Below are 11,310 nucleotides of genomic sequence, written 5' to 3'. Positions count from 1 at the left end.
GAAAAATGAAAGTATTATTATTAGCTGGTGGTCTTGGAACAAGACTAAGCGAAGAAACAGATATAAGACCGAAGCCTATGGTTGAGATAGGCGGAAGACCTATTTTATGGCATATTATGAAAATTTATAGTCACTACGGATTTAATGATTTTGTGATTTTGTTAGGCTACAAAGGTTATTATATAAAGGAGTTTTTTGTGAACTATTTTTTGCATAGAAGTGATATAGTCATTGATATTGCAAATGGCAAAATAGAGATCTTGAATAATTCAAGTGAGCCATGGAAGGTAACTTTGATTGATACTGGACTAGATAGTATGACTGGCGCAAGGATAAAAAAAGCAAAAAAAATAGTCGGAAATAACCCATTTATGCTTACTTATGGTGATGGTGTTGCTGATATAGATATTAATGCTTTGATTAAATTTCATAATTCTCATGGCAAGATCATAACTATGACCTCGGCGCAACCAGATGGTAGATTTGGCGCATTGGATATCTCAGATAGTAATCAGGTTTTAAAATTTAAAGAAAAGCCAAAAGGAGATGGAAGTTGGATAAATGCTGGCTTTTTTGTATGTGAGCCAAAGGTTTTTGATTATATAGATGATGGTGATGATGTTGTATTTGAACAAGAGCCACTTATGAATTTAGCTGATTGTGGAGAAATTTTTACATACAAACATGATGGTTTTTGGATGCCAATGGATACATTACGAGATAAAAACAAGCTTAATCAAATGTGGAATGATAAGCAGGCAAAATGGAAAATTTGGAATAAGTAATGTTTGGTAATGTTTATTATGGTAAAACAGTATTAATAACTGGCAATACGGGTTTTAAGGGTAGTTGGCTTACAGTATGGCTTTTAAAGCTAGGTGCAAAAGTTGTTGGTGTTTCAATAGATATTCCGACAAGTCCATCTATGTTTGAAGTTTTAAATTTAAGAAATAAAATTATCTACTATCAAGAAGATATAAGAAATTTTGAAAAATTAAAAGAAATTTTTGAGCTACATAAACCAGATTTTATCTTTCATTTGGCGGCACAGCCAATAGTTTCGGTTTCCTATAAAGATCCATTAGGCACTATATATTCAAATGTTATGGGAACCGCAAATGTTTTGGAAGTATTAAGGGTTTTGAACCAAAAATGTATAGCTGTCATTATAACAAGTGACAAGGCATATGATAATATTGAGCAGGTTTGGGGGTATAAAGAAAATGATTCTATGGGTGGCAAGGACATTTATAGTGGCTCAAAAGGGGCTGCCGAGCTTGTCATAAAATCATATTTTTATTCGTTTTTTAATAAGGATAATTCTAATGTCAAAATTGGAGTTGGCAGAGCTGGAAATGTTATTGGTGGCGGAGATTGGGCAAAGGATAGGATCGTGGTTGATTGTATGCTTTCATGGAGCCAAAAAAGACCAGTTGAAATTAGATCTCCAAGATCAACCAGACCTTGGCAACATGTTTTGGAGCCATTGAGTGGATATTTAAATTTGGGTATGGTTTTGCATAATAATCCAAGTTTTAATGGGGAGTGCTTTAACTTTGGACCTAGAGGTGAACAGAATCGTAGCGTCGAAGAATTACTCTTGGATTTGAGTCAAATTTGGAATTTTAAAAATGAAAATGAAGCATTTGATATAGTTCAAAATAGTGATTTTAATGAGGCTGGACTTTTAAAACTAAATTGCGATAAGGCACTTTTTTATCTCAAATGGCAAGCAAATTTAGATTATGATCAGATGATTGAATTTACTAGTGGTTGGTATCGAGATTTTTATAAGGCAGATGTAGATATGCTTGATAAAACATTGGATCAGATTTTGTTGTATGAAAATTTAGCAAAATCAAAAGGAATCTTATGGACGGAGTGATCTTAACGCCATTAAAGCAGATACATCATCCAAAAGGCGATATATTCCATGCCATAAAGGTTAGTGATAATGGCTATGTTGGCTTTGGTGAAGCATATTTTTCAACTGTAAAAAAAGGCGAAATAAAGGGGTGGAAAAAACATACAAAAATGATATTAAATCTCGTTGTTTGTCTTGGTGAGATTAAATTTACTATCTATGATGAGAAAAGTAAAGATAGGTTTTATATAAATTTATCCCATAAGAATTATCAAAGGCTAACCATACAAAATGGACTTTGGGTTTGTTTTGAAGGAATTGGAGATTATAATATGCTTTTAAATATAGCAAATTTAGAGCACGATCCAAATGAGGCTGTATCTGCTGGGCTGGATAGTATTAAAATTAATTAGGAAAAATATATGAGAAAAATTTATCAGAAAGATTGGTTTGGGATTAGGTTTTCTGATTTTTACAAAACTGATTCCAGTAAAATTGCAGATACAAAATTTTATGAAGAGTTTTATAAAAAATTTTATGACAAATTTAGCTCTTATGATGATTTGCCTGAGCATTATAAAGAATGCAAGATAAATATAGCTAAAGATATAATTAACTTTTCTAAGGATTACGATAAAGTTTTGTCAATAGGATGCGGCAATGGAATAATTGAAGATTTTTTAATCAATAGCGGCAAAAAATGCGTAACCGCAATAGAACCATCGGATAATTCAAGATGGCTTTCTAGTGAGGGGGGGGGTGTGAGCTGATAGTTGGGTATTTTCCCAGTGCTATAAATGGTATGATAAAGTATAAATTTGGATATTGTAGCACTATTGATTATGTATTCAATGATGAGCAGTATCTTGGCTTTTTAAGATCAATATATGATTATGGATTTAAAGAATTTTATTTGACTGAGATTATAATTCCCAAAGAGGGCTTTGTTGTAAGTTTAAAGGATTTTGTAAAAGACATATTATCTTGTTTTGGACTATATGACAAAGGACAATTTTGGGGATATTTAAGAAACTTGGACGAACATATAGATTTTTTAAAAAAAGCTGGCTTTAAAAATATTTACCATGGACAACACAAGCACGGATCTTATTGGATCGGATTAAAAAATGAATAAAATTAGACTATCAAAATCAAGCATTTCTAGACTTGAAAAAGATGCTGTTTGTGAGGTGTTGGATAAAGAATATCTTGGTATGGGCGAAGAGGTAATGAAATTTGAAGTGGCTATTAAAGAGTATTTAGATACAAAAATGGATGTTGTCTGTGTAAGCACTGGAACAGCAGCACTTCACTTGGCATTATCTGCTTTAGATTTAGAAAATGGTGATGAGATTTTGGTTCCAACAATAACCTATGTAGCAACATTTCAAGCGATTACCGCACTTGGATTAAAGCCTATTGCATGCGATGTTTGCGATGATACATTATTTATTGATGTTAATGATGCCAAAAAAAGAATAACCAGCAAGACAAGAGTTATAATGCCTGTTTATTATGCAAGTAGTTCTAAGGGCATCAAAGATGTTTATAATTTGGCACAAGAGTTTAATTTGCGTGTTGTTGAAGATGCCGCACAGGGATTTGGGTGCTTGTGTGATGGGCAGAAGATAGGAACTTATGGTGATATATTATGTTTTAGTTTTGATGGTGTGAAAAATATTACAAGTGGTGAGGGCGGCGCTGTATTGTCGTGCGATAAAAATATTATTGAACGAATTAAAGATGCTAGATTGCTTGGAGTTGAAAAGGATAGCGAGAAGAGATTTTTGGGACAAAGAAGCTGGGATTTTGATGTAAAATTTCAAGGATTTCGTTATCATATGAGTAATATTATGGCGGCTATCGGCTTATCTCAGCTATCTAGGATTGATGAGTTTATAATAAAAAGGCGAGAGATTGCAAGAGGCTATATCAAGCTTTTAAATGATATAGATGAAATTAAAATTTTAAATTTTGATTTTGATGATATTGTTCCGTATGTTTTTGTGATAAAAGTAAATAATCGCAATGAACTAAGGGATTTTTTGATGCAAAATAATATAGAAACTGGCATTCACTATAAACCAAATCATCTTTTGACAAAATTTAGAACAGATTATTCATTACCTACGAGTGAGAAATTGTATAATGAGATTTTAACCTTACCTTGCCATTTTGATTTAAAGTTTGAAGAAGTGATATTTGTTGTAGAAAAAATAAGGGAATTTTATGCAAAATAAAAAACCATTAGTTGCTATAATAATGAATTGCTACAATGCTGGCGAATTTTTAAGAGAGGCTATAGATAGTGTCTTGGCTCAAACTTATTGCAATTGGGAGATTATTTTTTGGGATAATCAATCGACCGATGAAAGTGCAAATATTGTAAATTCATATAACGATGATAGGATAAAATATTTTTATGCACCAAAATTTACAAAGCTCTATGAGGCTAGAAATTATGCGATAGAAAAGTCAAGCGGAGATTTTATATCTTTTTTAGATTGTGATGATAAGTGGCATCAAGATAAGTTGGAAATTCAAGTTAATGCCATGTTAAAAACAAGAAGTGACTTTTGTTATTCCAATTACTATAAACTATATCAAAATAATCAAATATTAAAAGCAAATCAATCTACTCAGCCATCAGGTGATATTTTAAAATATCAGATAGCCAACTATTCAATAGGTATCTTGACCGTAGTGATTTCCAGGATGGCATGGGATAGTATGGAGGAAAAATTTGATCCAGTATATAACTATCCAGGTGATTATGATTTTTTTATAAGACTTTTGAAAAAAGTTCATGCTTGCTACATTGATAGCCCTTTGGCATTTTATCGAATTGATAACCCAAATAGTATATCTAATATAAAAAAACTTGATAATATAAAAGAATCAAAACAAAATATAAAAAAACTAAAAAAGACTTTTAGTGATGTAGATTTTCAGAAATATTTTAAAGTATACCAAATGAAATTAAATCTAAAAGAATCAGTGATTTATGCGCAAAAAGGAGATATTGAATATGCAAGAAAAATTTTAAGCACCTATAAGTTTCACGGACTAAAAAATTTTATTATGTATTGTTTGACTTTTATTCCAAATTTACTTTTATTTCTTATTAGAAATAAGAAATGAGGCACTTTGTTTTTAAGCTCAATTTCATAATTTTGTTATTGATTGGTATGTTTTTAAATAATATGGCGACACAGAATTTTTCTAGATTTGTTATTGATTATCTATTATATTTGGTAGATTTTAAGATTAATCAATTTAGTTCGTTGTTGCCACAAAAGCATGATTTGTTTGAGTTGGTTTTTGCCATTAATCAAATCGGTTTAACAAATGATAGCTACCATATTGAGTCTTTCATGTAAAATTTGGGTTATTTTTTGTTGACTGGGAAATTTGCTGATGAAAAATTATAAGATTTTACATATCTTAAACGATCATAAAGGTGGTATAAATACTGTTGTTGCTAAATTTATAGAAATTTTTCCAAATAGCGATTTTATTAATATAGATAATATGGATTTTTTTAGAATTTTACCAAAATTTAAGAATATATCCAAAAATTATGATATCGTTCATTTTCACGGCGCTTGGAATCTAAACATAATTTTGTCTAGCTTTACATCAAGACCTATCATTATTTCTCCACACGGTTCTTTTCATCCAGAGGGATTAAAAAAAAGTAAATTGAAAAAAATTATTGCCAAATTTTTATATGTTAAACGCTGCTATAATAAAGCAAATATTATATCCGCCTTAACAAATCAAGAGATGTTATACATTAAAGAATTTGGTATATATACACCAAGCATATCTGTTGTCTCAAATGCTATTGATTTTGATGAAAAATTAAGCATAGACATAGATACTAGAAATTATTTTCTCAATATCGCAAATGGTAGAAGGATTGTACTATTTCTTGCAAGACTAGATCCGCAAAAGGGATTAGAGATGCTCATTGATGCATTTGCTGAAATATCATCTAGTGCGGTTTTGTTTATTGCAGGAGATGGAAGTGATGATTTCGTTAGAAAATTAAAAAATAGAGTATTTGAATTAAATTTACATGATCGTGTATTTTTTGTTGGATATTTAAGCGGCGATAAAAAAACAACCTCATTTGATATTGCCGATGTTTATGTCTTGCCATCTTTTAATGAGGGATTTAGCATGACAATTTTGGAAGCCTATCGTCAAAAAGTTCCAGTTGCTACTACTACTACTACTCCATTCGAAGAAATAGATAGAATAAAATTTGGTTGGTATTTTGATCCAAATAAAGATGAGCTAAAAAAAGCACTACAAGACTCATTAAATAAGGATAAAGTGGAGTTGCTACAGTTAGGAGAAAACGGATATAATTATATGAAAAATCATTATGATTTAAAAAATTTTAAACAATCATACGAGCAACTTTATGATTGGATATTGGGTTTTAGTGAAAAGCCAAATTTTGTTTTTGACAAAATGGATAAATAATGAATTTTAGTCTTTTAATATCAATTTATGTAAAAGAAAAACCTGAGTATTTTAATAGAGCTATGCAAAGCATTTGGGATGAACAGTCAATTCGTCCAAATGAGATAGTTTTAGTTCAAGATGGTGCTTTAACGCAAGATTTATATGCAATTATTGAAAAATGGAAAAACAAACTCGGCAATATACTAAAAATAATACAACTTGAAAAAAATTTAGGTCTTGGAGATGCCCTTGCAATAGGATTAAAGAAGTGCAGTAATGAAATTGTTGCAAGAATGGATACGGATGATATAAGTTTGCCAGATAGATTTGAGAAGCAGTTGAAAGTATTTAAAGAGCAAGATGTTGATGTTTGTAGTGGTTGGATAAGTGAATTTGAGGGTCATGAAAGTAGGATTTATGCTTTTAGAAAGCTACCAGAATATCATTATGACATAGTAAAATTTGCTAAGGCTAGAAGTCCGCTAAATCATCCAGCCGTAATGTTTAAAAAATCAGCCGTTTTGGAATCTGGCAATTATCAAAAAATGCTTTTTATAGAGGATTATTACCTTTGGGTTCGTATGATTTTAAAGGGTTATAAATTTTATAATTTGCAATGTGTTATTGTAAATATGAGAGCAGGACATAGTCAGCTTTCACGTAGACAGGGGATAAAGTATGCCATAAATGAGTTGAAGGTTCAAATATTATTCTATAAAATGGGGTTTTTAAATTTTTATGGGTTTTCACGCAACTCTATACTAAAATTTTTAGTTCGTATCATGCCAAACTTTGTTGTAAAAATAATTTATAAATTTTTTAGAAGGTAAGGCTAAACACCTTTTCCACTAAACACAACGGCTAGTGTTTTAACTATCGTTAAAATTTCTAGCCAAAGTGACCAGTGTTTGATGTAGTATAGATCATACATTAGCTTTTGTTTGGCATCATATGCGTTTGCACCATATGGGTAATTCACCTGAGCCCAGCCCGTGATGCCAGGTCTTACAAGATGTCGTTCGTTATAGTATGGGATCTCTTTTTCAAACAGATCTATCCAGTATTTTCGCTCAGGTCTTGGACCTATGAGATGCATTTCGCCTTTTAGCACATTTATGCATTGCGGTATCTCATCGATGCGTGTTTTTCGCATAAATTTCCCAAACTCAAAAACCCTATCATCATTTTGACTGGCAAATTTTGCGCCATTTTTTTCAGCGTCAAGACTCATGGAACGAAATTTAGCACATTCAAATTCTGCTCCATTGATTCCGACTCTTTTTTGTTTATAGTAAATCTCTCCAGGAGATTGCTCATCTATCTTTTTTTTCACATAAAATTTCACAAAAAAATGCACCACAAACAAAACACCGGCTCCTAAATAATCAACAATCCGCTTTGCAATCAGCTGGGCAAAATTATAAGGCTTTATGTCGTTTAAGAAATTTAAATCTATATCATCATCTGGGATGTAGCATTTTTTTAAGTATCTTTCTAGTAGTTTTTCTATCGTAATGATGCGTATTTTTTTATGTTGCTTGCGAAACTGCAAAAGCGTGAGATATTTTATCATTTTACTATCTACTGGTGCTTTTGTGTTGATAACTAGGTATTTATACGGCTTTGTTGTTATGAGATTTTCTATCTTTTTTCTGGTTTGTCTTGATAAATTTTCTTGATGGTTTATGAAATCAATGGCATGAAATTTGCGTTCTAGTCTTTCTAGATCAAGCTTGTCAAATTTATATTTATGTCCTAAAATAAGTACTGCCACTATATGCCTATCAATTTTATTTAAGATACATTTTACTACAATTATACTTAAAATTATAAAACTAAGGAAATGATGCAATAATAAAATATAAGGAGCAATTATGGTTAAAATCTTAAGGCTAACCGCTTTGATAATGTTGCTATTATCTTTAAGTGGTTGTGGTCAAAAACATTCAAGCAAGCCATCGGTGGCAAATCCGATCGGAGGTGCCTTTGGTAGCCAAAGCGATACCGATCCACTAAAATTGGGCAAAACTCCAACCTTGCCAGATAAAAATTTCAAAAACCCAAGACCTATAAAGACGCCAGGTAAACTACCAGAATTTGAACTTCCGATAAAAAATTCACTAACAAAAAATAAGCCGATTTTAGGAGCTAGCCCAAGCCTTCCTGATATTTTTTCAAACACTAGCGATTTTAGTGTTATCATGGCGCCAAATGGCGTAGTGATAACGGTTTGGGCGACAAGACCTGGTAACTGGCTTTGGGGATATTCGCTGTATGAGAGTGAGGATTTAGGGGCTTATCGCGTTTGGCGACTGGCTATTTTGCCAAATAATGAGGTAATGATAATAAATGCAAACACTCGCGCAACTTGTATGAATACTTACAACAACGGCGTTATCCATGCCAATTGTGATGTTAAGAACGATGCACAAAAATTTACTTTGCGACCTATGAGCAATGGTGCTGTTCAAATTTATAATAAAAAATCAAACATGTGCTTACAAACACCTATTGATGATACAGCTGGGCTTGATGTTTTTGGTGCTATAAATTTGACAGGATGTACCGATACCCTCGATCAACAATGGTATCTTGTACCGCCACCATTTAATGCAAAGTTGCTTTATTAAGGAGTGAGTCATGAAAAAGATTAAAATTTTATTATGTTTTATAGCAACGCTTTGTTTTGCAAGTCCAGATGATTACAAACTTGCCACTTGGAATTTGCAAGGAAGCTCTGCGGCAACAGAGAGCAAGTGGAATATCAGTGTAAGGCAGATAGTAAGTGGGGCAAACGCTGCAGACATCTTGGCAGTCCAAGAAGCTGGCAGCATTCCAACTACTGCCATGCTTACTGGCAGAAATGAGAGATCTGCTGACACGATTGTTACTGAGTTTTTATGGCAACTTGGAAGTGTATCAAGACCAGAGCAAGCCTATATATACTATGCAAATATTGACTCTGGCGCAAATAGAGTTAATTTAGCCATCGTTTCGCGCACAAGAGCCGATGAGATCATTATTTTGCCACCGCCAACGACCGTTTCAAGACCTATTATTGGCATAAGGATAGGCAACGATGTATTTTTTAGCATTCACGCACTCGCAAATGGTGGCACAGACGCACCTGCGATAGTAGATAGTGTATTTAGGCATTTTGCAAACCGCCCTGAGATTATTTGGACGATTATGGGCGATTTTAACAGATCTCCGGAGAGTTTGCGTCAGAATTTAGAGCTTTCTATAAGAGTAAGAACAAGAGCCATCTCGCCAAATGCGCCTACGCAAAGAAATGGAGGAACGCTTGATTATGCTATAGTTGGCAACTCAGCTGGTTCTCTTGTGACAACCACGCTTGCTGCGGTTTTAATGCTGGCAAATTTACGAACACATATAGTTTCAGATCATTTTCCGGTAAATTTTAGAAATTTTGGAGGTAGCCAATGAAGATTTTGATATTTTTATCTGTTTTTATGATGGGATTGTTTGCAGATAGTAGTGCCGAAGATATCACGGATGCCTTTCAGATACGAAACGCAAAGACTGGCATACCTATAAATTTAAATAGAACTTCTAAAATTTTTAATTACCAAAACTGGTTTTTAAACGATCTTGGTATCGACAAAAAGATAAGAATAACCGACCAGCATGCAGATGCGTTTCCGTTTGGATATGTTCAATTTATGGTCGCAGCTAATGTTAAAATGTGCCTATCAATCGCACCGAGTGGATTTTTGGCATTAAAGGACTGCAAAAAAGATTATGAAAGCGGCGAATTTGAAACGATTTTTCAGATCATACCTACCGATACCGCGGCTGTGCAGCTACGCTCGATGGTACTTAAAAAGAATGAGTGTCTTGGAATTTTTACAAATCCAAATGTGCCAATTGTCGATAGAGTAGGGCTTGTGGATTGTGTCTTGGAGGATATTTTTAGTATCGAGCCAGCTAGACTTTTTACATTTACGCCACCATTGCTTGGCGCTAGGGTCATAAGGTAAATTTCTAAACATTTATGATAAAAATAGAGTTAGATTTGCTTTTTAAAAATCCTAGAAGATAATAAGGTCGGGCTTTCCGACCTTTCATTTTAAATTTTTCCGCCTTCAACTACAAGTGACTCAGGGTTTACGCTATCGCCATAGACTGGTTTTAGTGTAGCATCATATGCCTTATGAAAGAAATTTTCCTTTCCAAGAGTCTCAATCTCTTTGTTTAGCCACTCGAGTAAAATGGTATTGCCTTTTTTTACGGCTGGCGCAATAACATCAATATCGCCAAAAGCTTCTATGCCGACCTTAAAGCCAGCATTTTCCTTAACCCATGCAAAAAGCATAGCGTTATCGTGAGCAAGTGCCGCACCGCGCCTATCAAGAAGCGCTGCAAAGGTTTCTGTGTTATGGTCAAATTTTAAAAGCTCGATTTCTGGATGATTTTTAGTAAAATATGCGTCCGCTGTCGTTCCTTTGTTTACGATAAGCTTTTTGCCTTTTAGTTGCCCTATATCGGTTATAAGCTCGCCCTCGGGGCTAACAAGACCTAGCGAGACCTTCATATATGGTAGCGCAAAGTCAACCACTTTTGAGCGCTCAGGTGTTTTTGTAAAATTTGCAAGTGTGATGTCAACTTTATTTGCCACTAGGACTTCAGCTCTACTGGCGGCTTCAACTAGCTCAAATTTTATCTTATTTTCATCGCCAAGCAAATCCTTTGCGATGCGTTTTGCAAAGTAGATGTCATATCCTTGGTTTTTGCCATCCTTATCGACATAGCCAAACGGCGGCTTGTCGCTAAAAACACCGATACGAACGAAACCTTGTTCTTTGATCTTAGCTATCGCGTCAGTTTGTGCGCTAGCAACTTTGTCATCACCACAACCCGTTAGAAAGACGGCGGCGAATAGTGCCAAAAATGAAAAAAATGCTTTTCTCACTCTTTCTCCTTTGTTTTGAAATAGGACTATTTTTATA

General features: G+C 33.5%; 14 protein-coding genes. 12 read left to right on the top strand and 2 right to left on the bottom strand.

The window, feature by feature from the left end; translation table 11 throughout:
• Positions 1-5 precede the first annotated feature (5 nt).
• The 9 genes from rfbF to U5B17_RS04600 all read left to right on the top strand — a co-directional run bounded on the left by rfbF (position 6) and on the right by U5B17_RS04600 (position 7,170).
• Positions 6-785 (top strand): glucose-1-phosphate cytidylyltransferase, encoded by a 780-nt coding sequence (rfbF, locus tag U5B17_RS04640; RefSeq protein WP_430804195.1) that lies wholly within the window; start codon positions 6-8, stop codon positions 783-785.
• Positions 785-1,885 (top strand): CDP-glucose 4,6-dehydratase, encoded by a 1,101-nt coding sequence (gene rfbG, locus U5B17_RS04635; protein WP_430804194.1) that lies wholly within the window; start codon positions 785-787, stop codon positions 1,883-1,885. The genes rfbF and rfbG overlap by 1 nt, the downstream gene beginning before the upstream one ends.
• Entirely contained in the window at positions 1,873-2,277 is a 405-nt protein-coding gene (locus tag U5B17_RS04630; RefSeq protein ID WP_430804193.1) for a dTDP-4-dehydrorhamnose 3,5-epimerase, read from the top strand. The genes rfbG and U5B17_RS04630 overlap by 13 nt, the downstream gene beginning before the upstream one ends.
• A gap of 9 nt (positions 2,278-2,286) precedes the next feature.
• Positions 2,287-2,634, top strand: a complete 348-nt coding sequence (locus U5B17_RS04625; protein WP_430804192.1) for a hypothetical protein — start codon at positions 2,287-2,289, stop codon at positions 2,632-2,634.
• A 32-nt stretch (positions 2,635-2,666) separates the two neighbouring features.
• On the top strand, positions 2,667-2,999 hold the full coding sequence (locus U5B17_RS04620) for a hypothetical protein (RefSeq protein WP_430804191.1): 333 nt from the start codon (positions 2,667-2,669) through the stop codon (positions 2,997-2,999).
• Positions 2,992-4,104, top strand: a complete 1,113-nt coding sequence (locus U5B17_RS04615) for a DegT/DnrJ/EryC1/StrS family aminotransferase (protein ID WP_430804190.1) — start codon at positions 2,992-2,994, stop codon at positions 4,102-4,104. The genes U5B17_RS04620 and U5B17_RS04615 overlap by 8 nt, the downstream gene beginning before the upstream one ends.
• On the top strand, positions 4,094-5,005 hold the full coding sequence (locus U5B17_RS04610) for a glycosyltransferase family 2 protein (protein ID WP_430804189.1): 912 nt from the start codon (positions 4,094-4,096) through the stop codon (positions 5,003-5,005). Before U5B17_RS04615 ends, U5B17_RS04610 begins: the two co-directional genes overlap by 11 nt.
• Before the next feature lie 276 nt (positions 5,006-5,281).
• A complete protein-coding gene (locus U5B17_RS04605) occupies positions 5,282-6,358 on the top strand; it encodes a glycosyltransferase (RefSeq protein WP_430804188.1) in 1,077 nt (358 codons plus the stop codon).
• Positions 6,358-7,170: a glycosyltransferase gene (locus tag U5B17_RS04600; RefSeq protein ID WP_430804187.1), complete on the top strand. Its 813-nt coding sequence runs from the start codon at positions 6,358-6,360 to the stop codon at positions 7,168-7,170. The genes U5B17_RS04605 and U5B17_RS04600 overlap by 1 nt, the downstream gene beginning before the upstream one ends.
• A 2-nt stretch (positions 7,171-7,172) precedes the next feature.
• On the opposite strand, the gene U5B17_RS04595 is transcribed toward U5B17_RS04600, so the two are convergent.
• Positions 7,173-8,114: a sugar transferase gene (locus tag U5B17_RS04595; RefSeq protein ID WP_430804186.1), complete on the bottom strand. Its 942-nt coding sequence runs from the start codon at positions 8,112-8,114 to the stop codon at positions 7,173-7,175.
• Positions 8,115-8,214: 100 nt separating this feature from the next.
• On the opposite strand from U5B17_RS04595, the gene U5B17_RS04590 reads away from it, so the two are divergent.
• From U5B17_RS04590 to U5B17_RS04580, 3 genes are read left to right on the top strand one after another with little or no spacing between them, the layout of a single operon-like run.
• Entirely contained in the window at positions 8,215-8,970 is a 756-nt protein-coding gene (locus tag U5B17_RS04590; RefSeq protein WP_430804185.1) for an RICIN domain-containing protein, read from the top strand.
• 10 nt (positions 8,971-8,980) lie between these two features.
• A complete protein-coding gene (locus U5B17_RS04585; RefSeq protein ID WP_430804184.1) occupies positions 8,981-9,787 on the top strand; it encodes a cytolethal distending toxin subunit B family protein in 807 nt (268 codons plus the stop codon).
• Positions 9,784-10,341: a toxin gene (locus tag U5B17_RS04580; RefSeq protein WP_430804183.1), complete on the top strand. Its 558-nt coding sequence runs from the start codon at positions 9,784-9,786 to the stop codon at positions 10,339-10,341. Before U5B17_RS04585 ends, U5B17_RS04580 begins: the two co-directional genes overlap by 4 nt.
• 89 nt (positions 10,342-10,430) lie before the next feature.
• Here the strand turns inward: U5B17_RS04580 and U5B17_RS04575 are convergent, their stop codons facing one another.
• Positions 10,431-11,273: a cysteine ABC transporter substrate-binding protein gene (locus tag U5B17_RS04575; protein ID WP_430804182.1), complete on the bottom strand. Its 843-nt coding sequence runs from the start codon at positions 11,271-11,273 to the stop codon at positions 10,431-10,433.
• Between the last annotated feature and the right edge of the window lie 37 nt (positions 11,274-11,310).

The organism is Campylobacter australis, from assembly GCF_050586305.1.
GTDB lineage: Bacteria > Campylobacterota > Campylobacteria > Campylobacterales > Campylobacteraceae > Campylobacter_A.
Note: the sequence above shows the minus strand (reverse complement) of the source record. Positions and strands in the feature narration are given on the sequence as shown.

What these genes read in the sequence shown, in the direction of transcription:
- U5B17_RS04580 (WP_430804183.1), top strand. Translation starts at nt 9,784, where the DNA reads ATGAAGATTTTGATATTTTTATCTGTTTTTATGATGGGATTGTTTGCA.
- U5B17_RS04615 (WP_430804190.1), top strand. Translation starts at nt 2,992, where the DNA reads ATGAATAAAATTAGACTATCAAAATCAAGCATTTCTAGACTTGAAAAA.
- U5B17_RS04605 (WP_430804188.1), top strand. Translation starts at nt 5,282, where the DNA reads ATGAAAAATTATAAGATTTTACATATCTTAAACGATCATAAAGGTGGT.
- U5B17_RS04600 (WP_430804187.1), top strand. Translation starts at nt 6,358, where the DNA reads ATGAATTTTAGTCTTTTAATATCAATTTATGTAAAAGAAAAACCTGAG.
- U5B17_RS04585 (WP_430804184.1), top strand. Translation starts at nt 8,981, where the DNA reads ATGAAAAAGATTAAAATTTTATTATGTTTTATAGCAACGCTTTGTTTT.
- rfbG (WP_430804194.1), top strand. Translation starts at nt 785, where the DNA reads ATGTTTGGTAATGTTTATTATGGTAAAACAGTATTAATAACTGGCAAT.
- U5B17_RS04610 (WP_430804189.1), top strand. Translation starts at nt 4,094, where the DNA reads ATGCAAAATAAAAAACCATTAGTTGCTATAATAATGAATTGCTACAAT.
- U5B17_RS04630 (WP_430804193.1), top strand. Translation starts at nt 1,873, where the DNA reads ATGGACGGAGTGATCTTAACGCCATTAAAGCAGATACATCATCCAAAA.
- U5B17_RS04620 (WP_430804191.1), top strand. Translation starts at nt 2,667, where the DNA reads ATGATAAAGTATAAATTTGGATATTGTAGCACTATTGATTATGTATTC.
- rfbF (WP_430804195.1), top strand. Translation starts at nt 6, where the DNA reads ATGAAAGTATTATTATTAGCTGGTGGTCTTGGAACAAGACTAAGCGAA.
- U5B17_RS04625 (WP_430804192.1), top strand. Translation starts at nt 2,287, where the DNA reads ATGAGAAAAATTTATCAGAAAGATTGGTTTGGGATTAGGTTTTCTGAT.
- U5B17_RS04590 (WP_430804185.1), top strand. Translation starts at nt 8,215, where the DNA reads ATGGTTAAAATCTTAAGGCTAACCGCTTTGATAATGTTGCTATTATCT.